Annotated in this window: 15 protein-coding genes and 1 pseudogene; 8 read left to right on the top strand and 8 right to left on the bottom strand. The window is 71.5% G+C overall.

Annotated features, from left to right (window positions below; genetic code table 11):
• The first annotated feature begins 41 nt into the window (after nt 1–41).
• The 4 genes from ACFZDK_RS05865 (at nt 42) to ACFZDK_RS05850 (ending at nt 7,218) form a co-directional block, all read left to right on the top strand.
• Nucleotides 42–4,067: a LamG-like jellyroll fold domain-containing protein gene (locus ACFZDK_RS05865; RefSeq protein WP_390970163.1), complete on the top strand. Its 4,026-nt coding sequence runs from the start codon at nt 42–44 to the stop codon at nt 4,065–4,067.
• A gap of 231 nt (nt 4,068–4,298) precedes the next feature.
• Nucleotides 4,299–5,999, top strand: coding sequence for a GH25 family lysozyme (locus ACFZDK_RS05860; protein WP_390970161.1), 1,701 nt, complete (start codon nt 4,299–4,301; stop codon nt 5,997–5,999).
• A gap of 23 nt (nt 6,000–6,022) precedes the next feature.
• Nucleotides 6,023–6,439 (top strand): hypothetical protein, encoded by a 417-nt coding sequence (locus tag ACFZDK_RS05855; RefSeq protein WP_390970159.1) that lies wholly within the window; start codon nt 6,023–6,025, stop codon nt 6,437–6,439.
• A gap of 29 nt (nt 6,440–6,468) precedes the next feature.
• A complete protein-coding gene (locus tag ACFZDK_RS05850; RefSeq protein ID WP_390970157.1) occupies nt 6,469–7,218 on the top strand; it encodes a D-Ala-D-Ala carboxypeptidase family metallohydrolase in 750 nt (249 codons plus the stop codon).
• A 64-nt stretch (nt 7,219–7,282) separates the two neighbouring features.
• On the opposite strand, the gene ACFZDK_RS05845 is transcribed toward ACFZDK_RS05850, so the two are convergent.
• Together ACFZDK_RS05845 and ACFZDK_RS05840 are read right to left on the bottom strand one after the other, a co-directional pair.
• Nucleotides 7,283–8,335 (bottom strand): helix-turn-helix domain-containing protein, encoded by a 1,053-nt coding sequence (locus ACFZDK_RS05845; RefSeq protein WP_390970155.1) that lies wholly within the window; start codon nt 8,333–8,335, stop codon nt 7,283–7,285.
• Between the two features lie 175 nt (nt 8,336–8,510).
• Nucleotides 8,511–9,905, bottom strand: coding sequence for a DHA2 family efflux MFS transporter permease subunit (locus ACFZDK_RS05840; protein WP_390970153.1), 1,395 nt, complete (start codon nt 9,903–9,905; stop codon nt 8,511–8,513).
• Nucleotides 9,906–10,033: 128 nt separating this feature from the next.
• Here ACFZDK_RS05840 and ACFZDK_RS05835 point away from each other — a divergent pair, with 128 nt between their 5' ends.
• A complete protein-coding gene (locus ACFZDK_RS05835; protein WP_390970151.1) occupies nt 10,034–10,648 on the top strand; it encodes a DUF1326 domain-containing protein in 615 nt (204 codons plus the stop codon).
• The gene (locus tag ACFZDK_RS05830; RefSeq protein ID WP_390970150.1) at nt 10,645–11,403 is read left to right on the top strand and encodes a DUF2182 domain-containing protein; all 759 of its coding nucleotides are present in this window, start codon (nt 10,645–10,647) and stop codon (nt 11,401–11,403) included. Before ACFZDK_RS05835 ends, ACFZDK_RS05830 begins: the two co-directional genes overlap by 4 nt.
• A 148-nt stretch (nt 11,404–11,551) precedes the next feature.
• Here ACFZDK_RS05830 and ACFZDK_RS05825 read toward each other — a convergent pair.
• Both ACFZDK_RS05825 and ACFZDK_RS05820 read right to left on the bottom strand, forming a co-directional pair.
• A pseudogene (locus tag ACFZDK_RS05825) lies at nt 11,552–12,253 on the bottom strand (FAD-dependent oxidoreductase); the annotation flags it as partial.
• 212 nt (nt 12,254–12,465) lie between these two features.
• A complete protein-coding gene (locus ACFZDK_RS05820; RefSeq protein ID WP_390970148.1) occupies nt 12,466–13,902 on the bottom strand; it encodes an MFS transporter in 1,437 nt (478 codons plus the stop codon).
• 202 nt (nt 13,903–14,104) lie between these two features.
• Between ACFZDK_RS05820 and ACFZDK_RS05815 the strand changes: the two genes are divergently transcribed.
• Both ACFZDK_RS05815 and ACFZDK_RS05810 read left to right on the top strand, forming a co-directional pair.
• Entirely contained in the window at nt 14,105–14,995 is an 891-nt protein-coding gene (locus ACFZDK_RS05815; protein WP_390970146.1) for a helix-turn-helix domain-containing protein, read from the top strand.
• Between the two features lie 191 nt (nt 14,996–15,186).
• The gene (locus ACFZDK_RS05810) at nt 15,187–17,298 is read left to right on the top strand and encodes a LamG-like jellyroll fold domain-containing protein (RefSeq protein ID WP_390970144.1); all 2,112 of its coding nucleotides are present in this window, start codon (nt 15,187–15,189) and stop codon (nt 17,296–17,298) included.
• A 6-nt stretch (nt 17,299–17,304) separates the two neighbouring features.
• Here the strand turns inward: ACFZDK_RS05810 and ACFZDK_RS05805 are convergent, their stop codons facing one another.
• The 4 genes from ACFZDK_RS05805 to ACFZDK_RS05790 form a co-directional block, all read right to left on the bottom strand.
• The gene (locus tag ACFZDK_RS05805) at nt 17,305–18,933 is read right to left on the bottom strand and encodes an IS200/IS605 family accessory protein TnpB-related protein (protein WP_390970142.1); all 1,629 of its coding nucleotides are present in this window, start codon (nt 18,931–18,933) and stop codon (nt 17,305–17,307) included.
• Complete coding sequence (locus ACFZDK_RS05800) at nt 18,926–19,501, bottom strand: IS607 family transposase (RefSeq protein ID WP_390970139.1); 576 nt, start codon at nt 19,499–19,501, stop codon at nt 18,926–18,928. Before ACFZDK_RS05800 ends, ACFZDK_RS05805 begins: the two co-directional genes overlap by 8 nt.
• A gap of 1,025 nt (nt 19,502–20,526) precedes the next feature.
• Nucleotides 20,527–21,363, bottom strand: coding sequence for an ABC transporter permease subunit (locus ACFZDK_RS05795; protein WP_390970137.1), 837 nt, complete (start codon nt 21,361–21,363; stop codon nt 20,527–20,529).
• A 2-nt stretch (nt 21,364–21,365) separates the two neighbouring features.
• The gene (locus ACFZDK_RS05790) at nt 21,366–22,355 is read right to left on the bottom strand and encodes an ABC transporter permease subunit (RefSeq protein WP_390970135.1); all 990 of its coding nucleotides are present in this window, start codon (nt 22,353–22,355) and stop codon (nt 21,366–21,368) included.
• Nucleotides 22,356–22,581 lie beyond the last annotated feature (226 nt).

Here is a 22,581-nt window from a genome sequence, read left to right as displayed (position 1 = left end):
CCCCCACCCCGCTGCCCGCGACCCGAAGGAAGCCCGCCCACGTGCACAGACACAGACCGCCGATACGCCCCGGCCGCGGACGCGCCGACACGGCCCGCCGAGTGGCCCTCTTCGCCGCCGCCCTGGGCCTGTTGACGGCCCTGCCGGCGCTGCCCGCCCTGGCCGACGACGCCGCCTCCGCACCGGCCGACCCGCTGCTGGCGGCCCAGGCGCAGGCCGAGTCGAGCGGCCGGACCGTCCCGGTGGACGCGCTGACCACCGAGGTCTCCACCACCGAGGCACTGCCGGACGGCACGTTCACCAGCACCACCAGCGTGCTGCCGACCCGGGTGTTCAAGGACGGCGCGTGGACCCCGCTGGACGCCACCCTGGTCTCCGACGGCCGGGGCGGATACGCTCCGCAGGCCACCCCGAACGGGGTCACGCTCTCCGGCGGCGGTGACGGCCCGCTGGTCACCCTCACCCATGCCGACGGCCCGAGCATGGCGCTGACCCTGCCGTTCACGCTGCCGAAGCCCCAGGTAAGCGGGGACACCGCGGTGTATCCCGCGGTGCTGCCCGGCGTCGACCTGTCGGTGTCCGTCACCGACCAGGGCGGCTTCAGCGACGTCCTGGTCGTGCACGACGCGGACGCGGCGGCCGACCCCCGGCTGAAGAAGCTCACCCTGGCCGCCGACACCCACGGCCTCTCGCTGGCCACCGCCGACGGCGACACCATGACCGCCACCGCCGCCGACGGCGATCTGGCGTACACCAGCCCGCAGCCGGTGATGTGGGACTCCGGCACCGACTCCACCACCACGCCCGCGAAGACCGACGGCCCGGCGTCCGGCACCGCCTCCTCCGTGGACGGCCCCGGCCCCGGCGCCGACACCGAGCCGGTCGCCATGACCGCCACCAGCAAGGCGGTGACCCTGACCCCGGACGCGGGCATGCTCACCGGCCCGGACACCACGTACCCGGTGTACATCGACCCGTACACCAACCCGGTCTCCTCCACCGCCGGCCACTACACCGAGGTCTACTCCAGCTCGGCCTGCGACAACTCGCCGCAGTACGACAAGGCGCAGACCAACGGCCAGGGCGTCGGCTACCAGCGCTGGGGCGGCGCCTGCGGGGTCGGCCTGGAGCGCTCGTACTGGGCGATCAACACCGGCGGACTGCACTCCTCGTTCGTCGTCTACGACGCCTATGTAAAGATCTCCACCACGTTCGCGGCGAGCTACGACTGCAGCCAGAACCAGCCGCTGACCCTGCACACCACCAACGCGATCAGCTCCGGCACCGACTGGCTGTCCCGGCCCGGCGTGCACGACACCGCCTTCCCGCCGGTGAGCACCACCGTGCCGAGCGGCGCCAACTCCGGCAGCTCCTGCAGCAACAGCACCGCCACCTTCCATGTGAAGGACCAGGCCCAGAAGATCGCCGACCAGGACGGCAACGGCTACGACGCCGACGGCACCTTCGGCAGCGGCGCCAACACCTGGACCATCGGCCTGTACGGCAACGAGTCGGAGACCTCCGGCAACACCGACTACCTGCGCATGTCGACAACGCTGACGCTGACCACCAAGTTCGACATCCCGCCGGGCATCCCCACCAACCTGCACACCACCCCCGGCGCCACCGGTGCCACGGACGCCTGCACCACCAGCGGGGCCGGCTGGATCGGCGCCACCACGTACTCCGACGCGGGCAGTGACATCACCCTGCACTCCACCGTCACCTCGCAGATCTCCGGCGAGAACGTCAGGGCGCACTACTACGTCTGGGACCGCACGGTCGACCCCGACGGCGACGGCAACGGCGCCTCCGTCTCGACCCCGGACAGCGGCTGGCTGGCCTCCGGCACCGACGCGCCGATGAAGATCGGCGCCACCCTCAAGGACGGCCACCAGTACGGCTGGGACGTCTACGCCGAGGACGACTCCCCCGACCAGAACCTGACCTCCGGCAAGTCCGAACACTGCTGGTTCAGCACCGACTTCACCGCGCCGCCGACCCCGGAGGTGACCGGCAACTCCTCCTTCCCGCAGGTCGGTTCGGGCGCCGCCGATCCGGTGGTGTACGCCGGCCCGGGCAAGACCACCGCGTTCACCGTGGCCGGCGCCGACAGCCCGGCCGCCGACACCAGTTGCACCCCGGGCGCCTGCAGGTCCAGCGGCATGGCGTCCTTCCTGTGGCAGCTCGACTCGCCGCCCACCGCGGCCGACGGCCAGCCGGCCACGGTCTCCGGCACGGACGCCCAGGGCCGTTCGACCGCGACCATCCCCGTCCCGATCCGGGACTGGGGCGTGCACACCCTGTACGTGGCCGGCGTCGACAAGGCGGGCAACATCTCGACCAGCCCCGCCAGTTACACCTTCACGGTGCCATGGAACCCGGCCACCACCGTCAAGCCGGGTGACATCTCCGGCGACGGCGTGCCCGACCTGCTCGCCACCACCAAGACCGGCGACCTCGACCTGATCCCGGGCGACCACGACCCGGCCCAGACCGCCGCCCCGGCCCAGACCGGGCCGGTCGCCGACACCCCGCCGCCGGTCACCGGCCCGGTCACGGTGTCCACGAAGGAGGAGTCGCCCGACGGCACGGGCTGGAACAACTACCTGATCGCCCACCGCGGCAACCTGCACGGCGCGAACGGCGACGACCTGTGGGCGTACAACAGGACGAGCCAGCAGCTCTACGTCGTCAAGAACGACCTGGACCCGGTCGACGACGCGGCCTTCCCCAGGAAGCCCTGGTCCACGTTCGGCGGCTTCATCGACCAGCGCTACGACCTGGTCGGCAAGGACACCTGCGCGCCCTCCGACGTCGTCGCGGACGACACCCGCTGCCGCACCACCGACTACAACAGCACGAGCTGGAACATCAGCCAGCTCATCACTCCGGGCAACGTGTTCGGCAACACCAACGACTACCCGGCCGTCATCACCGTCGAGAACAAGGAGCTGTGGATCTACCAGTCCGACGGCGGCTACCACCTGAAGAACCCGATCCTGCTCGGCGACGGCGACTGGACGGGCCAGACCCTGATCGCCGCGGGCACCTTCAAGGGCAAGCCGGTCCTGTGGTCCCGCGACAAGGCCACCGGCGAGCTGTACAGCTACCCGATCACCGTCGACCCGACCACCCTGGTGCCGGCCCTGCTCCACCCAGCCACCCGCACCGACCTGCGGCTCGCCCTGCCGACAGCGGCCTACCCGGTCGTCGCCTCCCCCGGTGACGTCAACAGCCCGGTCCAGACGGGCGACACCAACCCCGGCGCCGCGGACGGCATCCCGGACCTGTACACCGTCGACGCCTCCGGCCAGCTCCTGGAGTACAACTACCGGCAGAGCCTGGTCTTGACCTCACCGCCCACCTACGACTTCGCCCCGCCGGTCTCGCTGGGCTCGGTCACGGACACCGCCACCCACTGGTGGCAGCTCGGCGAGGGCAGCGGCACGACCGGCGCGGACAGCACCGGCACCCTGAACGCGACCCTGTCCGGCGCCTACTCCTGGACCACCGACAGCACCCGAGGCAAAGCCGTCACCCTGACCGGCACCACCGGATACGGCGCCACGACCGGCCCGGCCGTGGACACCTCCAAGAGCTTCACCGTCTCGGCCTGGGTGAAGCTCGCCGCGCTGGACAGCGTGAACAGCACGTTCCTCTCCCAGAACGGCACCACCAACAACGGCTTCCAGCTGTACTACTCCTCCGCCTCGCAGGTCTGGGCGTTCGGACGGCACAGCACGGACGCGACCGGCACGGTGTGGCGGGCGACGTACGGCAGCAAGGCGGTCGCGGGCCGGTGGACCCACCTGGTCGGCGTGTACGACGCGTCCGCCAAGGAGATCCGCCTGTACGTCGACGGCAGGCTGACGGGCTCCAGGGACTGGACCTACACCCCCTGGAACGCCACCGGGCCCGTCCAGATCGGCCGCAAGCTGGCCGCCGGCACCTACGGCGAGTACGCCGACGGGGCGATCAGCGACGTCCGTCTCTACCCGACCGCCCTGCCCCCGGCCGACGCGGCGGCCCAGGGCGACTACCCCAAGGTGACCCAGCTCGACTGAGCACCACGGCCCTACGGGCACCCGCTGAGGGGCCGGAGCGAGAGCTCCGGCCCCTCCTCATGTGCGCCCGCGTCCCAGCTCCGTCCCAGCGGCACCGCGTCCCCGCAGGTCACCGGTGTGTGACTGTCCCGGCGTCCCCGTCCGGGCCGGGCGCGCCCGGCCCGGGGGTCGGCCGGGCCAGCATGATCCGGGCCGGGAGCTCCCGGCCAACTCACATGAGGGGGAAACGAGATGGGACGGAGGACGCTTCTGCGGGGTCTGACCCTCGCCGTGGCAGCGGTCCTGCCCCTGTACGGGACTGCCGCGGTGCAGGCGGCCCAGTCCGTGACCACCGCGGCGACCGCGGTCGCGGTCTGTGGGCACACGAGCGAACAGCCCACACTGCAGCGGGGATCGACGGGGGATCCGACGGTCGAGGCGCAGTGCGAACTCGACCTGGCGACGAAGCCGAGCCGGTACACGCCGATCGCGGCGGACGGCTCGTTCGGGCCGGCGACGGAGACACGCGTCAAGGAGTTCCAGGCGTGCGCCGGGCTGAGCGTGGACGGGGTGCTCGGCCCGCAGACCTGGGCGGCCCTGAACACCTGGGCCGCCGCGCCGCACACCTGCGCCACCCAGGGCACCTCGGCCACCGCGCAGACCACCGTGTGCGGCCACACCGACACCCGCCCGACCCTGCGCAAGGGCGCCAACGGCGTCGAGGTCAAGGAGGTGCAGTGCCGGCTGAACCTGGCCATGGAGCCGTTCCACTACCCGCCGCTGACGATCGACGGCGACTTCGGGGGCGGCACCGAGGGCCGGGTCGTCGAGCTCCAGCACTGCGCCGGGCTCAGCGCCGACGGGGTCGTGGGCCCGAACACCTGGGCGAAGCTGGCGGACTGGTCCAGCCGTAACGCGTACTGCGCACCGCCGCGCCCCGCCGGCTACCCGATCGACGGCCTGGACACCGCCAAGTACCAGCACCCGGGCGGCGCGCCGATCGACTGGAAGGCCGTGAAGGCCTCGGGTGTCGAGTTCGCGACGATCAAGGCCACCCGGGGCCTGAACGTCACCGACGAGTACCTCGCCACCGACCTGCCCGCGGCCCGGGCGGCGGGGCTGGCCGTCGCGCCCTACCACTTCTACACGGGCTCGGCGGCCGACACGGGCGCCGCCCAGGCCGACCGGTTCATCGCCGCGGTGCGGGCGACCGGCTACACCGGGCAGCGGGCGGGCGACCTGCCGCCGGTGTTCGACCTGGAACGCATGGACGACGGCACCGGGCGCTGCCCGACCTACGGCACGGTGGCCGACGCCAAGGCCTGGCTGGACAAGGTGGAGGCGGCCTTCGGCCGTACGCCGGTCATCTACACCCAGAAGTCCTTCCTGGACGACTGCCTGGGCTCGACCACCGCGTTCGCCCGGTATCCGATGCAACTCGCGGACTACCGTCAGTCGATCACCCAGCCGCCGCTGCCGAACGGCTCGACGACCTGGACGATGTGGCAGTACACCGACGCCGCGATCTTCCCTGGCATCAAGGCCCCGGCCACCGGTGACGTGTTCAACGGCACCCAGGCCGACCTGGACCGGCTGGCCAACCGGACCTCCGCACTCACCACCGCCTCGGCCGCCTCGGCCGTCACGGCCCGCACCGCCGCGACGACCTGCTACGGCGGAGCGGTCACGGTGCACTACGGGGAGGTCCTCGACTTCGGCCCGTACCGGACCACGAGCCGCTGCGCCGACATCAACATGCGCGTCGTCGGAGGCGACGCGGAGTACGTCGTCGCCTGCGTGAAGTTCGAGAAGACCGGCGTCTGCAACCGCTGGACCAAGGTCGGCTGGAGCTGGACGACCATCGCCACCGACGTCCTGGACGGGACCAGGTTCACCGTGCCCAACGGCGTGGACCTGGAAGGCAGTTCGGCCACCATCCAGATCGCCTTCTGACCCCCGGCCACAGGGAGACCACCATGATCCGCAACAGAACGCTGGCGTCGGCCCTGTTCACCACGGCCGCACTGCTGGCCGTGGGCGTCGCGCCCGCCTCGGCACAGTCCTCGGCCGCCGCCACCAGCTGCTACGGCGGCGCGAAGACCCTGACGTACCACTACCAGGCGGCCGCCAAGGAGTACGGCACCTACACCACGTCCTCGCGGTGCAACGACATCAACCTGCGGCTCATCACGGACGAGCCGGGCGTGTACCTGGACGCTTGTGTGGTGTTCGTCGACCACACCGCCAAGTGCAACAACGACGACGCCTACACCACGCACGGTACCGAGTGGGGAACCGTCGCCACCGACGTCAAGGACGGCACCCACTTCGTCCTGCGCATCCACGCCTACGACACCGACGCGCAGAACGTGACGTTCCAGATCGCCTACTGACCTCCTCCGGCCTCTTCGAAAGGACGACCATGACCTTCTCCTCCCGTCCCCTGGACCGACGCACCATGCTGCGCGGCACGCTGGCCGCCGGCGCCGGCGTCGCGTTCGGTCAGCTGCTGTTCTCCGGCACCGCGCAGGCCTACTCCTGGTCGCGCACCCTGGAACAGGGCGCCACCGGCGCCGATGTGACCGAGCTGCAGATCCGGATCGCGGGCTGGGCGGCGGACAGCGCGAGCCACAGCCGGGTGAGCATCGACGGCGACTTCGGCTCCGGTACGGCCGCGGCCGTGCGCCGGTTCCAGACGGCGTACGGCCTGACCGCCGACGCCAGCGTCGGACCCAACACCCAGGCGAAGCTCAACGCGCTGGAGCAGTCCGACGGTTCCACGCTCCACTTCAACTGGAGCGAGTTCGTGAACCAGTCGGACGGCACCTTCAACGGCGGCAAGCTGAGCGCGTCGGCGGTGAAGGAGAACGTCCGCCGCTGCATGTACAAGCTGGAGGCGCTCCGCAAGAAGCTGGGCGACAAGCCGATCACGGTCAACTCCGGCTTCCGCAGCATCGCGCACAACGCCGAGATCGGCGGGGCCAGCGACAGCATGCACCTGTACGGCACGGCCGCCGACCTGGACGTACCCGGCGTCGCCACCAAGACCGTCTACCAGAAGGCGGAGACCTGCGGGTTCTCCGGGCTGGAGACGTACACGGTCGACCACCAGCACGTCGACAGCCGGGCCGACCTCGGCCGCGACTGGTGGTGGGAGGACGGCACGATCTGAGGCCGTCGCATCCGGGGGAGCGGAGCTCCGGGTACCGCCGCGGCGGTACCCGGAGCTCCGGGCATCAGCTCTTCGGTGTGTCCTTCAGCGCGGCCTGGCAGGAGGGCCAGTCGTGGAAGTCGTGCCGGACGCTCCACAGCCGGTGGGCCGCCCTGATGTTCCAGTCCGGGTCGAACGCCTTGAGCGGGGTGCCGTCGAGGTCCCGCAGTCGGGCGTCGGAGATCTGGAACACGCCCCAGTTGCGGCTGCCGTTGGTGTTGGGCAGCACGTACAGCGGGTCGAGGAAGGAGGCACAGCGGGCCACGGCCACGGCGGTGCCGGGATCCTCGACGAACACCTCACGGACCCGCTTCGCCACCCTGGCCGACGACCAGGTGGTCATGTTCACCTGGTGCGCGTACAGCGCCTTCTTGGTGGCGTCGTCGGCGACGCTGGTGGCCGGCAGCCCCGCCAGCACCTGGAACGCGGTCAGCCGGCGCAGGGTCTCCGGCCCGAAGTCGCCGTCGATGGCGAGCCTGCCCTTCGCCCGCGCCAGCAGGGTCTGGACCTCGCGCACACAGTCGTCGTGCTGCCCCATGCTCACGGTCCTGCACGCCGGGGAGTCCAGCACCCTGTCGCCGGACGCCGACGGGTCACCGTCGGTGCTGTCGCCGGGCAGCCACACGAACCCGGCCACCAGCACCACCGCGACCACGGCGGCCAGCACGGCCGCACGGGGGGACAGTTTGTCGGGCACCCGGAACCGCCGCGGCCGCCCGGTCTCCGCCACCGCCGGGGTGACGTCGTCCGGTTCGGGTTCCGCTTCGGGTTCAGGTTCCCGTTCCCGCTCCGGCTCCGGGGTCTCCTCGGCGGCCGTGGCCGGTACGTCCCGTTCGGTGTCCGCCAGCGCCCACAGCCGGTGCACCTCGCGGAGCTCCTCCGCGCTGGCACCGCACACCTTGGCGAAGGCGTGCACCACCCGGTAGTCCGTCGGGACGCTGAGGCCGGAGCAGTACCGGTGCAGGCTGGACCCGCTGACGCCCGCCTCCTTGCCGAGCCGGTCGTAGCCCCGGCCGCTGCGGTCCTTCAGCATCCGAAGGCAGGCGGCGAACTTCTCGCCGTGCGGAGAGGCGACCACACGTCCCCCGTTGCTCAGACCACTTACTGACGGGTAGAAGCTACCGCGAGAAAGCGGCACGCGTGCCCTTTCCCTGCCACAAAACGACCGTCAACATCCTTTCTAACAACGCGAATTGACAAAGAGCGACCGTCTGTCGCCGGTGCCGTCGCCGGGCCTGCGGCCGCACGGTGCCCTAGGCCGTTCCCGGTGCCACCGGCACGCACCGCCGGGCGAGGCCCGCCGCGACCAGGTAGGCGAGCGCGCCGACGGCCATGCTGACACGCAGCCCGGTGCCGTAGTCGGCGGCCGTGGCGAGCAGGCTGCCGCCGAGCGCGACGCCGGTGGCGCTGCCGATCTGGCGGGTGGTGTTGAACAGGGCGGAGGCGGCGCCCGAGTACGCCGCGGGTGCGGCGCCCATCACGGTGGCGGTCGAGCCGGTGAGGGCGAAGGAGGTGCCGAACCCCGCGGCCATCATCGGGGCCACCAGCAGCGGGTAGGCGGGGTCGGGCCCCGCCGCGGCCCACCCGGCCAGCCCCAGGGCGGCCAGCAGCATGCCGGAGACCACCAGCGGACGGTCGCCGGTGCGGCGGGACAGCCGCCCGGACAGGACCGAGGCGAACATGGTCATCGCCACCGCCGGGAACAGCGCCAGCCCGGTACCGAGGGCGCTGAAGCCGCGCTGGTGCTGGAAGTCGAGGCTGGCGGTGAACACCATGCCGTAGAAGCCGAAGTTGAACAGCAGGCCGATGGCGGCTCCCCCGCTCATCGCCGGGGAGCGCAGCAGTTCCGGCGGAAGGACGGGAGAGCGGGCCAGCCGCTCGCGCACCGCGAACGCCACGGCGGCCAGCGCGGCCAGGCCCACCCCGGCGAGCACGGCCGGATCGGACCAGCCCCGCCGTCCGGCCTCGTTGAGCGCGCCGGTCAGCAGCGCCACCGTCGCCACCACGGCGATCTGCGCCGGCCAGTCCAGGGCCCGGGCGGCGCGCCGGGGCGAGCGGGCCACGTGCCGCAGCGTCAGCACCAGGCAGGCCGCTCCCACGGGCAGGTTGATCAAGAACACCCAGCGCCACCCCAGCGTGGCGACGAGCAGCCCGCCCAGCAGCGGGCCGGCGGCGGCCGCGATGCCCGCCATCGACCCCCACAGCCCGAAGGCCCGCGAGCGGGCGGCCGGGGTCGGGTAGGCCTGCCGGAGCAGGGCCAGGGAACCGGGCACGATCAGCGCCGCACCGAGCCCCTCCGCCAGCCGCGCCGCCACCAGCGACGGGGTACTGGCCGCGAGCGCGCACGCGGCCGAGGACACCACGAACAGCGCCACACCCCAGCAGAACACCCGACGGCTCCCCAGCCGGTCCCCCAGCGCGCCGCCGGTCAGCAGGAACCCGGCGAAGACCAGGGTGTACCCGTCGGTGATCCACTGGATGCCGGTGAGCGAGGCCGACAGCTCCCGGCCGATCACCGGCACGGCGACGTTGATGGCCGTCACGTCCAGGATCACCATGAAATACCCGGCGCACACCGCCGGCAGCGGTGCCCAGGACCACCGCCCCGGCTCCGGGGACGACTCCGCGAACGCCACGGAAGCCACCATAGGCGACATGTCCGGGTCTGCAAGATCGCCCGGCGGCAGTAGCCTGGAGAGGAGTGGCACCGGGACGGACGGAGCCTCCCGATGCACTCCCCGGCCGAGGGGGACGCGACAGAGGGAGGCGGAGCGCCATGCCCTGGAGTCTGAACGGCACGTATCTGGAGAGCTGCAACTGCGACGTGGTGTGCCCCTGCACCACCTCGGGCCTGACCGCCCCCGCCGACCACGAGCGCTGCCAGGTGACCTTCGCGTTCCATGTGGACCGCGGCACCGTGGACGGCGTGGACGTCTCCGACCGCAGCGTCGCCGTCTTCATCGACGCGCCCCGGGTGATGGCCGACGGCGGCTGGCAGGTGGCGCTGTACCTCGACGCCGCGGCCGACGAGGGCCAGGCGGACGCGCTGGGCCGGGTCTTCTCCGGCCAGGCCGGCGGCCCGATGGCGGCGCTCGCCCCACTCATCGGCGAGGTCCTCGGGGTGCAGCGCGTGCCCATCGACTACCGCGACGACGGCCGCCGCCACGCCGCCCGGGTCGGCGACGCCATCGACATCGAGATCGAGGACCAGGTCGCCCCGCAGTTCGGCGAGAACGGCCCGGTCATGACCCTGACCGGCATCTTCCACCCGGTGAACAGCACGCTGACCGTCGCCCGCTCCACGCGGGCCACCGGCGCCGGCGTGTACGGCCGCTCCTGGGACTTCTCAGGCGGGAACGCCCACTCGGCGCCCTTCACATGGTCCGCGTGACCGGCCGTTCGGTCGCCGTCCGCCACGGGGCGAGCCCCGCCGCACTGCTGCTGGTCGCGGCGGCCGCCGCCTGGGTCTGGCTGGTAACCCGCTGGGGCGACACGCAGACGATGCCGGGCACCATGGGCCTGGCGCTGCCCGCCTTCCTGGCCGTGTGGACGCTGATGACGGCCGCCATGATGCTGCCCGCCACGGCACCCGTCGCCGCGCTGTACGCCCGCACCATCACCGCGCACCGCACGCCGCGCATGGCCGTCTTCACCCTCGCCTACCTGCTGGTCTGGGCCGCGGCCGGGCTGCCTGCGTACGCCCTGGCGGCCGGCCTGGACCGGGCGACGGCCCTCCCCGCCACCGCGGGGACGGCGGTGGCCGCGGCCGTCTTCGCCCTCAACGGCGTCTACCAGCTCACCCCCCTCAAGGACCGCTGCCTGGCGAAGTGCCGCTCCCCGGTCGGCGTGATGCTCCGCTACGCCTCCTACCCGCGCCCCTCGCGCGACCTGCGCGCCGGAGTCCACCACGGGGCCTTCTGCCTGGGCTGCTGCTGGTCGCTGATGGTGCTGCTGGCGGCCTTCGGCGCCATGAACCTCTGGGCCATGGCGGCCCTGACCGCCGTGATCACCACGGAAAAACTGGCCCCGGCCGGCCATCTGGTGGCCCGCGCCGTGGGCCTCACCTCACTCGCCCTGGCCGTCGCCGTCTTCTGGCTCCCCGCACTGGCCCCGGGCCTCACCGGCGGCGGCATGACCGGCATGTGAGGCCGGAACCTCACCGTGGTACAGCACACGGACCGCGTACGCGTCGGCCGGAAGCCCGATCAGGTACTCACTGAAGTAGCGGCGCCGCGCGTCGTTCGCGACGTCCAGCCAGTGCCCCTCCAGGGTCAGCAGGGCGTTCGAGGGCAGGATGTCCGGGCACGGGCGTCCGGAGGTACATGCCGGCCGGTGTCAGGTTGAAACCGGGGCGCAGCCTCTCGGGATCGGCGAGGGTGGCGAGCACGGCATAGCCGGTGAGCTGCGGCTCGGTACCGACGAAGTCGAAGCCCGCGAGCCCGCGCACCGTACTGCGTCCACCGTCGCAACCGACGAGCCGGCGCGCGGGATACGCGTCGTCGCCGGCCCGCGCGACCACGGTCTCACCGTCCTGCTCGACGGCCGAGACCGTGACACCGCGCCCGATCTCCACGCCGAGCTCGGCCGCCCGCTTCGACAGCACGGACTCGGCCGCTTCGAGACTGGTCATCAGACCGTCCGCGGCCGGGCTGGGAAGCCGGAACGGGAGGGCGGTGACGTCGACCCTGTCCGCGTCGAGCATCATGCCGGCGAAGTGACCCGCCTGGCGCGGGGGCGACAGCTCGTCCGCGGCGGCGTACGTGCCGGTGACGTCGTCGACGCCCGACGCCGTCAGCAGCGGGACCAGCATCCCGCGGCGGTGGAACGCCTCGACCGACGCGGCGGACAGCCCCCGCATCCCGAGCGGAACCGCCTTCCAGAGCGAGCGGGGCTCCGTCTCCCGTTCCAGGACCAGCACCGAGCACCCGGCGAGCCCGAGCTCGCAGGCCAGGAACAGACCGACCGGCCCGGCGCCCACGACCACCACGTCATGCATGAGCGTCTCCTTTCGAGGAGCCGGTGCATCCGGGGCATACGGGGATCAGGCGGTGGGATCCGATCATGGTGACTCCTTGCGTGTCGTTCGGCTGCCGCACGTTCCGGCTACGGGACTTCGAGAAACATCCCGAACCTCACCGACACACCGCCGACAACTGCCCGCCCGGGCCGGACAGATGACCTGCACGTCAGCTCCTCGGGGGGGGTGAGTCACCGCGCACTCGGCCGCGCACCGCGCAGGAACACGGCGCTGGTGAGGGTGCCGAGGAGGACGAGGGCGGCGTTGACCGCGATGGCCGTCCTCAGTCCGCCGAGGACGGCCGAGGCTCCCGTGCCGGTCGTCGCGGCGGTGGCGACGGCGCTCATGACCGGCGTGCCCATGGTGATGCCGATCTGCTGGGTCATGGTCGCGAGCCCGGTGGCCAGGCCCTGTTCGTGGTCGGCGAGACCGGAGGTGGCGGTGACCATGAATCCGACGATGACGAGCATGTTGCCCACACCGCCGGCGAAGGTGGCGACCAGCAGCAGCCACATCCAGGAGCGGTCGTCGCCGAGGCCGAGCAGCGCGGCCGTGAACACGGTCTGCAGGATGCCGCCGGTGATCAGCGTCCGCTTGCTGCCGATCCGCCCGATGGCCCTCGGGGCGACCGAGCCGCCGACGACCGTTCCGATGCCCAGCACACCGAAGGACAGACCGGCGGCCAGCGGGGAGAAGCCGAGCACCTCCTGGAGGTAGAGGGTCAGCAGGAAGACCAGCGAGGTCTCGGTGAGGAAGGCGATCAGACCGGCGACATTGCCCCAGGCCACCGAACGCCTGCCGAGCACCCCGAGCGGCACCAGTGGGGCGCTCACCTTGCGCTCGACCGCCCAGAACACGATCAGCAGCAGCACGCCGGCCGAAAGCGACAGCAGGGCGCTCGCGGAGCCCCAGCCGTGCTCACCGGCCTGCGTGAGGCCGAGGACGACGGCCAGCAGACCGAGGGTGACGCTGACGGCACCGGGCACGTCCAGCTTCGGGCGCTCGTCGGGCCGGGACTCCTTGATGACCGTCGGGGCGACGATCAGGACGGCGACGGCGACGGGCACGTTGATGAAGAACGCCCAGCGCCAGGAGAGCAGGTCGGTCAGCAGGCCGCCGAGGATCGCGCCGGTGGTGAATCCGGCGGACATCAGAGCGCCGTTGAGGCCGAGGGCCTTCTCCCGCAGCGGGCCCTCCGGGAACGAGGTCGTCATCAGCGCGAGGCCGGCCGGGGTCACCGCGGCGGTCGCGAGCCCCTGGAGGACGCGGGCCGTGATCAGCACCTCCGGGTTCTGCGCCAGACCGCCCACCAGCGAGGCCGCGCCCAGCACCACCAGACCGCCGAGGAAGAGCCGGCGGCGGCCGAACAGGTCCGCGACCCGCCCGAACAGCAGGGTGAAGCCCGCCGCGCACAGGGCGAACGCGGTGCCGATCCACTGCAGATGCGCCAGCGAGAAGCCCAGGCCCTCGCCGATCACCGGCAGCGCCACGTTCAGGATGGAGAAGTCCACGGCCAGCATGAACTGGGCCGCGAGCAGCAGCACCAGCACCAGTCGCAGGCGCGGGGTGAGGACGGCCGGGGCCGTTCCCACAGCCGTACCGGCCGTCTCCGAATCAGTGACGGACATGACGTCGAGTCCCCTTCGTTCGAGCTTCCGCAGTCCGTCTCTCGCGCGCACCGCCGGAAAGGAGACTCGTCCCGGCCCGCGGCCCCAGCCAGCACCCTGTCTCGCACAGCCGCCGTGAGGGTGGTCATCACATGACCACCCTCACGACTCACGACCTGCGCGGCAGGCGGGCATCATGGAGGCGAACGAACGGGAGGCATCGATGGACGCTCCGTCCGAACTGGGCGACTTCCTCAAGTCCCGCCGTGCCGCACTGCGGCCGCAGGACGTCGGCATCACCCCGCATCCGACCCGCCGCCGGGTCAGCGGGCTGCGCCGCGAGGAGCTGGCCATGCTCTCCGGGGTCAGCATCACCCACTACACCCGTCTCGAACAGGGCCGCGCCCTCAGCGCCTCGGACTCCGTGCTGGACTCGATCGCGCGCACCCTGCGGCTCACCGACGACGAGACCGCGCACCTCAAGGACCTGGCCCGTCCCACCGCGACCCACCCCACCGCGACCCGCCGCACCGCCCCCCGCGCGGAGCAGGCCGGCCCCTCGGCACGGCAGTTGCTGGCGGCCATGTCGGAGGTACCGGCGCTGGTCCTGGACCGCCGCAACGACGTCCTGGCCTGGAACCGGCTGGGACACGCACTGCTCGCCGCGCACCTGCCCGCGGACAGCCCCGAGACGCCGGGCACCCGGCCCAATGTGACGCGGATGCTGTTCCTGGACGACCGCTACCGCGCGCTGTACACCGACTGGGACGACGAGGCACAGCTCGCGGTCGCCTCGCTGCGGCTGATCGCCGGCCGGCACCCCGACGACCGCCGGCTGACCGCACTGGTCGGACAACTCACCGTCCAGTGCGACGAGTTCGCCTCCCGCTGGGCCCGCCATCCGGTGCGCACCTGCACCTCCGGGGTGAAGCAGCTGCGCCACCCCCTGGTCGGCACCATGGACCTGAGCTTCGAGAACCTCGTCATCCCCGGCACGTCCGGCCAGCGCCTGATCGCCTACACGGCCGAACCCGGCTCACCTTCCGAGGCGGCTCTGCGCCTGCTGGGCAGCACGGCCGCACGTGCGGCCGAGAACACCTCCGCGACGGTGTGAGCCCGGACCCGTCGGCAACGTGCGTTCCGCTCGGCCGTCCTTCCCCGCCCGGCGGCAGGCGCGGAAAACCCCTCCAGTGCTGTCAGTCCCCCCTGTTAGCTTCGTGCACCTGTGTGATCCACAGGTATCAAGCACCCACAGGGGAGGGCCAGTTGAGCAGATTCAGATGGACGGGTCGACGGAGACGGGCGGTGGTGGGGAGCTGTGCGGCGGCGCTGTTGGCCACGGCCGCCCAGGCCGCGCACGCGGTGGACAACCTGCCGCCGAAGCAGCCGCTCGTCCAGGACCTCCGGTCGGGAGGCAAGGCCTGCGCGACCGGCGAAGACATGCCGTACGTCTCGGCGCCGCCCACACTCAGCGCAGTGCTGTACGACCCCGAGGAGGACAATCAGCCCTCCGGGTCCAGCCCGGTCAGCGGCGAGTTCGAAGCCTGGTGGACGGACACGGCCGGGGTGGAGCAGCGGCGCGCCTACACCACCATCACCCTGTCGTCGGGGTCGACCCAGTACTGGAGGATGCCGAACGACATCCCGGCGAACACCGTCGTCTCCTGGCATGTCCGCGCAAACGACGGCAAGTCGACCTCCGCGTGGAGCGACGAGGGCGACGGCTCGGCCTGCTCGTTCGTGTACGACGACGTGAGTCCGGAGAAGGCCACGATCACCTCTCCCGACTACCCCGAGCCCGAGGATGTGTTCTGGGTCGACGGGGTGGGCGTCTACGGGCACTTCACCGTGGACTCGCCCTCCGACGACGTGGTGTCGTACACGTACGGCTTCCCGGGTGGCCCTTACGGAACCGTCTCCGCGGAGCGCCCGGGCGCGGCCGTGACCATTCCGTACCTGCCGCTCACTTCGGGACCCAAATGGCTGACGGTCCATGCGATCGACCGGTCGGGCCGCAGCAGCGCGGAGTCGCGTTACGACTTCAACGTGAAGACCGGCCGCGCTCCCGTCGCCCACTGGAAGCTGGACGACCCTGCGGGCTCCCGTGCGGCCGCCGCCGAGACCGGCACCGCCGCCCGTGCCGGGACCGGCGTGACCTTCGGCGGCCCGGCGCCCGCGGGCACCGCGACCGCCGCCACGGTCAGCCTCGACGGCAGCGGCCACGGCTTTCTCACTCCGGACGCCCCGGCGGCCGACATCCGCAGGACCTTCGCGGTGAGCGCGTGGGTACGGCCCGCCGAAACCGACCGCAACATGACCGTCGCCAGCCAGGACGCCGACGGGGCGCCCGGCTTCAGCCTCGGCCTGAACTGTCAGGACTCGGGGCCCGCCTGGTCGTTCGCGATCGGCGGCGCACGGGTGTCCGGCGGCGCCCCCGAGACCGGCGAGTGGACCCATCTGCTGGGGCTCTACGACGCCGAGACCGGAAAGGCGCGGCTGTACGTCAACGGCCACGAGGTCGCCGCCGCGGCCGACGCGACTCCCGCCGAGGCGGCCGGCGCCTTCCAGATCGGGCGCGCCCGCGGGGCTGCCGGCTACCGGGACCGGTGGCACGGCGACATCGGTGACGTCCAGGTCCACGACCGGGTCGTGGTGCCGGACGAGGCGGCCGAACTGGCGTACCGCAAGCCGAAACTGCTCGGCCACTGGTCGCTGGAGAACGCGACGGACGGCGTGAGCCCCGAGCAGTCGGACGGCGCACCGCTGCGGCTCGGCACGGGCGCTTCGATCTACCGGGGCTCCGACGATTCCTGTATCCCGGACATCGACCCCGACTGCACTTATGTACCGCCGCCACTCGTCGGCGAGGGACATCTGCGTCTGGACGGCGAGAACGGTTATGCCGCTGCCGACGGACCCGTCGTGGACACCGGGGACAGCTTCACCCTCGGCGTCGTCGTACGCCTCGCGGACTCCGAGCCCGCCCACCCGATGACCGTGCTCTCGCAGGCCGGTGAGCACACCGACGCCTTCAAGGTGCGTTACGAGCCGTCCACACACACCTGGCAACTGGTGATGCCGGAGAAGGACGAGGCCGGAGCCCCGGAGAGGGTGGTGTCCCGGATCGCGGGCGCGGACGGCGGCGAGGGTCAGGGCCATCGCCTCGCCGTGGTCTACGACGACGCCACCGACACGATCAAGCTCTACCTCGACGGCTACACCAGCGCCGACGCGACCACGACCCTTCCCGACGGCCGGCCCAGCACCGGCGCCCTCCAGATCGGCCGGGCCGAGGTCGGTGACGGCTGGGGCGAATACCTGCACGGCGACGTGGACGAGCTACAGGCCTACTCCGGCGCACTGCGGGACAAGGACATCATCGCCCTGGGATGGAGCACGGACCCTTGCCTCTGCTGACCGTTCCTATTCAGTGAGCAGGAGTGAGTCTTGGACCCATTCCTGGTCACTGCGGGCATCCCGAACGGTTTTGGGTGTCCTGGTCGCCCGCGTACTCGCCGCGTCCGGCGGCACGGATCGTGTCCGTGGTCCGGGGATGCGGGGGCGGGGTCCCTCACGTCCAGGGGCACGCCGGTCGGCCTGGACGGTCCGATGCCCGTGCACATCGCTCTGGTGTGCACGGGGCGGTGTCGTCCGTCGCCGGATCGGGTGTCCCTGGGCGCGTCGTCCGATCGCGATGCTCGCTGCATCGTGCCGGGTGGTCTTACGGGTGGGGCTGGCCATCGGCTTTTGCCAGTGCTGGGAGCCCCACTTGCTGGTGTAGGCCGGGTCCACGGCGATGATCGTGATACCGGTGGCGTCGGCCATGGAGGTCAGCCGGGCGCGGAGCTTGCCGGTCGGCATGCCGGAGATGAGCTGCCGGAATCGGCGCTTGCGCCCGTGCTTCTCTCTGGTTTTCTCGGCCTGGAAGTCGAGGTCTTCGACCGCGATGGCCTTGACGCCGCAGGCTTTCGTCCAGTTCAGCAGCCGCGTGAGGGCGTGCCGTACCTGGGCGTCGCGGTGCTGGGCGGTGCCGGACAGGTCGTAGAAGAACCGGCGCGGCCGGCCGATCGGGTTGCCGTGCGTGTCGAGACGCCATACGGCGAGGTGGTCAGCGTTGGTGTCCACGCCGACCACGCCCTGGGCCAGGGCCGTGGCCATGGGGATGGTCTTGGTGACCGGGTGTTGCCAGGAGGCGGTCAGGTACCAGCGTCCGCGCTGCACGTCATTGTGGATGCGGTAGGCGACCGCCCGGTTGGCCTCCACACGGTCGGCCCACTCCTGTGCCCGGTGAGGGAACCGTACCTTCGCGGTGAGTACGTACCGGCCATGCCTGGCGTTGGACAGGTCGGCGAGCGGGGAGGGGAGCTTGATCGATACTTCGCCCTCGGGGGTGATGCGGATCGTCTCGTTGCCGAACCTTTTCCCCGACTCGCCGTCGGCCTGGAGGAACCAGCGTGAGGCTTCCCAGCGTTCATGCCACTCGTCCTTGGTGAGCTGCGCTTGCTCAAGGTTGTGGCGGGTGCCCAGCAGACGTTTACCGCCGCGTACCACATGTACACGTCCGGCTTCTCTGTCGGCCTGAACCTGGTCGAGCCGCTCCTCAAGCACATGCAGCCGTCGCGTCTTCTGGAACCACTCGTGCGTGGAGCGGTATCCGCCGGGGGCGCGCTTGCTTCCCTTCTCCCCCACCAGGAGCGACAGCCGGTGCCGAATCGTCGTGATACCGGCTTCGAGGGATTGGACGTGCGCGGCCTGGCCGCGCCGGGCAAGCGCCCACTGGTCGTGAGTGGCCTTTGTGATCGCACCGGCCCACCTGGACGACGACTCGGCGGTCAGCTCCCGTTTCCGGGCCGCCCACGTGTCCGTGGAGTGCTCCAAGCCGTCACGGCAGCGGGTCTTGAGGTCCTTCGAGGCGAGCGACCCGAGATGTGCGCCGACCAGACGCAACACCTTTTCGTCTTCGGGAGTCAGGTGCTTGAGGCGGTCACGTACCGCCACACCGGACGGGCCGAGGGCGACGACCGGTGCGGCGACCGGGCGGAGGTCAGCCATGTCCGGCGGCCTCCAGTGCCTTGCGGGCGCGGTTCTTCGCCGACCTGCGCCCGTACAAGCGGGCGCAGAACGAGGTCAGCACCTCCACCATGTCCCGCACCAGGTCGTCTTCGACCTCGCCGTCGTCCAGGACCAGCAGGCGACGGCCCGTCGCGGACAAGGCGGCCTCGACAAGCTCGACGTTCATCCGGCCAAGCCGGTCCTTGTGCTCCACCACCACGCAGGTCACGTGCGGGTCGGCCAGCAGACGCCGGGCCCTGGAACGGCAGCCGTTCATCCCGGAAGCGATCTCCGCCTCAACACGAACGACTCGGTGACCGGCCTTCGCCGCCCACGCCGACAGCCGAGCGACCTGGCGTTCCAGATCGGTCTTCTGATCGTGCGAGGACACGCGGGCATACAGGCCCAGACCTCCGATGGCCTCGGGCGTGGTGTTCGCGTCGATGTTCACAAGGATCGTGCGGGGCCCGACCCGCTGAGCCGGTACCGGCAACATCCCCTCACGGAACCAGCGATACGCGGTCTGCGGATGCACGCCCTGCGTCTTCGCCCATTCCGTCAGATTCACACTCTGACAACGACACTCACTCATACATGGATACGCTCACTCACCTGACTTCGAGCACCAGCAGATGGAGACCCCTTCAGCTGGTCGGTGTGGCGCCCGAGGGCGTCGCCGACGGGGCCTCGGACGTGGTTCCGGTGTCGGGGCAGTCGGGGAGCGACAGACCGTCGGGGCCGCCGGTGAGCGCCGTGGCCGTGACCCAGCCGTGCCGCCGGTGCCGAGGAGCAGCTCGGCCCACAGGTCACTCGTGTAGCCGTGGGCCTGCACCGTCTCGCCGTGCGTCATGCACCGGGCCGGGTACTGGCCGCCCGGCTCGATGTGACTGGTCTGCTCCCCGGCCGTACCGGGGTCGGTGCGTACGGGTGCGTACGCGGCGCCTTCCACGGATGTGGTCCCCGGTACGGCGGTCTCGGAGGGCTGGCCGAAGGGCTGGTCGGCCCCGGCTCGCCGCCTTGCGGAAGCGGATGCCCCGGGCGCGTCGTCCGGACAGGCATCCATCGCAGGAACCCTGCGTGCTCCCCAGGCAGCGGGACAGCACTCGGGAAAGAGCCCCCACGAATCGTTGTGCGCCCCACTCGGATGCTGGTGCGCGGTCCGGCCCACGACGTCCCCCGGTAGGCCTCGGCCTGCTCCAGGTGCCCGCCCGGCAGGCCCGCGCCCTGCTGGCGCTGGGGCTGCGGGACTACGAGTCGGCGTACCGCGACGTCGCGTAGTTCGTCCCCACGGTCCGAACCTGTCTGGCCGCCGCCCTGCCCGCCTTGATCGCGTTGACGGTCGAGCCCGTGGACGCCCTGTGGGTGATCGTCTTCGCCACCGCGTACCAGCAACTACGCCCTGCAGCCGCGCGTCACCGCCGCACGGTCGACGTCCATCCCGCCGTGGCCTTCGGTTCCGTGCTCGCCGGCGCACCGGCGGGGGACACGGCCCGACAAGGCCGCGCGCGAAGCGACCGGCCCCTCGATCGCAGACGCCGTCTGCGACGACCCGCCCCGACGCCAGGCGGACAGGTCTGTGCAGGGTGGAAGCGGTCAGCCCTTGACCGCGGAGCTGGCGACCCCCTGCACGAACCACCGCTGGAAGAACGCGAAGACGACCAGGACGGGCAGCACCAGAAGCACACCGAAGGCGAGGACCTGGCCCCAGTCGACGGGCTGCTGGCCCTGGAAGACGCTCATCTCCAGCGGGAGCGGCCGCACCGAGGGGTCGGAGACCATCAGGACCGGCCACAGGAAGGCGCCCCACTGGGTGAGGAAGGTCAGGATGGCGACGGAGGCGAACACCGGCTTCGACATCGGGACGACGATCGCGAAGAAGGTCCGCCAGGGACCGGCGCCGTCGATGCGGGCGGCCTCCTCGATGCTCGGCGGGATCGCCCGGAAGAACGTCGCGAACTGGTAGACGGAGAAGGCGTTGGCGATGAAGGGGATCGCCTGCACGTAGATCGTGTTGCGCTGCTCGTTCAGCATGTAGAAGAGGGGGACCGCGACCGCTTCGAACGGCACCAGCATCAGCAGCAGGACGATGGCGAAGACGGCGTTCTGGCCGCGCCAGCGCAGCCGGGTCAGCCCGTAGGCGGCCATGGAGTTGACGATCAGCCCGCCGAGGACGGTGACGGTGGCCACCAGCAGCGAGACGCCCATGAACCGCCAGAAGTAGCCGGTCGCGTCGGAGTCGAAGTTGTTCAGGACGGCCGTGTAGTTGTGCAGGGTCAGGTGCGTGGGGAGGAAGCCGGTCAGTCCGCTCAGCACCTCGTCGGAGGGCTTGAAGCTGCCGATCAGCAGGTAGAGCACCGGCAGGACGAAGACGAACGCCAGCACGCTCAGGACGGTGTAGTCGAGGAAACGGCGCAGGGGGGTGCGGGTCATGATCAGTCCTCGTTGCCGGTGCGGACGACACGGCGCTGGATGAGCGTCAGGGCGACGACGATCAGGAAGAAGACGACGGTGATCGCGGATGCCTGGCCGATGTTGTTCTGGTCGAAGGCGGTGGTGACGGCCTCGTACATCACCGTGCGGGTGGCGTCCTCGTTCAGTCCGCCGCCGTGCACGAGGACGTAGATCTGGTCGAAGACCCGGAAGGACAGCACCGAGGTGAGCATCGCGACGAAGACGAGCGTGCCGCGGATGCCAGGCAGGGTGACATGCCGGAACTGCTGCCGGCGGGAGGCCCGGTCGAGCTCGGCGGCCTCGTAGAGCTCGCCGGGGATCTGCTGCAGGCCGGCCAGCAGGATGACCATCTGGAAGCCGACGCCCTGCCACACGGACAGCACGATGATCGAGGCCATCGCGGTGAGCCCGTTGCCGAGCCAGTCGAAGGCGCCCCAGTTGCCGAGACTCACCGTGTGCAGCGCGGAGTTGAGCAGGCCGTCGCCGCTGCGGGCGAGGATCAGCCGCCAGATGACGGCGACCAGCGCCATCGGGAAGACCACCGGCAGGAAGAACAGGGACCGGAAGACGCCGATGGCCTTGAGCTTGCGGTTGAGCAGGATCGCCAGGCCCAGCGCGAGCCCGGTCTGCAGGGGTACGACGACCACGGCGAAGGTCAGGTTGTTCAGCAGGGCCCGCAGGAACGGCCCGGACATGTCGGGGTCGGTGAAGAGCCGACGGTACTGCTCCATGCCGAAGAACCGCGGCGGCAGCGGTGAGCCGAGCCGCACGTTGTAGAAGGACAGGACGACGGCGTACCCGAACGGCACGCCGACGAAGGCGATCAGTCCGGTGAGCGCGGGCGCGGACATCAGCAGCCCGTGCAGCCGGTCACGGTTGAGGCGCCGGGGTCGTACGGCCTCGACGGCCGCCGGTGCGGGGCTCGGTTCCCGCCGGTCGGGCGTGGCGGGTGCGGGGTTCACGGTGGTCACGGTAGGAGTCCTCTTCCCGGCCGGGGGGGGGGGGGGGGGGGGGGGGGGGGGCGGGGGGGCCCCCCCCCGCCGGGGGGGGGGGGGGGGGGGGCGGGCGGGGGGGGGGGGGCGGGGGGGGGGGGGGGGGGGGGGGGGGTGGGGGGCCGGGGGGGGGGGGGGGGGGGCTGGTCGCGCAGTTCCTCCCCCAGCCTTCGGCCGGGGGACCCCCAGCGCCCCGTACGGGGCG

The sequence above is a fragment of the Streptomyces sp. NPDC007901 genome (assembly GCF_042959465.1).
Lineage (GTDB): Bacteria > Actinomycetota > Actinomycetes > Streptomycetales > Streptomycetaceae > Streptomyces.
This window is presented reverse-complemented; position numbering and strand designations above follow the sequence as displayed.

Coding starts and splice junctions, on each gene's coding strand:
- ACFZDK_RS05860 (WP_390970161.1), top strand. CDS start 4,299: ATGGGACGGAGGACGCTTCTGCGGGGTCTGACCCTCGCCGTGGCAGCG.
- ACFZDK_RS05815 (WP_390970146.1), top strand. CDS start 14,105: ATGGACGCTCCGTCCGAACTGGGCGACTTCCTCAAGTCCCGCCGTGCC.
- ACFZDK_RS05840 (WP_390970153.1), bottom strand. CDS start 9,905: ATGGTGGCTTCCGTGGCGTTCGCGGAGTCGTCCCCGGAGCCGGGGCGG.
- ACFZDK_RS05850 (WP_390970157.1), top strand. CDS start 6,469: ATGACCTTCTCCTCCCGTCCCCTGGACCGACGCACCATGCTGCGCGGC.
- ACFZDK_RS05820 (WP_390970148.1), bottom strand. CDS start 13,902: ATGTCCGTCACTGATTCGGAGACGGCCGGTACGGCTGTGGGAACGGCC.
- ACFZDK_RS05835 (WP_390970151.1), top strand. CDS start 10,034: ATGCCCTGGAGTCTGAACGGCACGTATCTGGAGAGCTGCAACTGCGAC.
- ACFZDK_RS05805 (WP_390970142.1), bottom strand. CDS start 18,933: ATGGCTGACCTCCGCCCGGTCGCCGCACCGGTCGTCGCCCTCGGCCCG.
- ACFZDK_RS05795 (WP_390970137.1), bottom strand. CDS start 21,363: ATGACCCGCACCCCCCTGCGCCGTTTCCTCGACTACACCGTCCTGAGC.
- ACFZDK_RS05855 (WP_390970159.1), top strand. CDS start 6,023: ATGATCCGCAACAGAACGCTGGCGTCGGCCCTGTTCACCACGGCCGCA.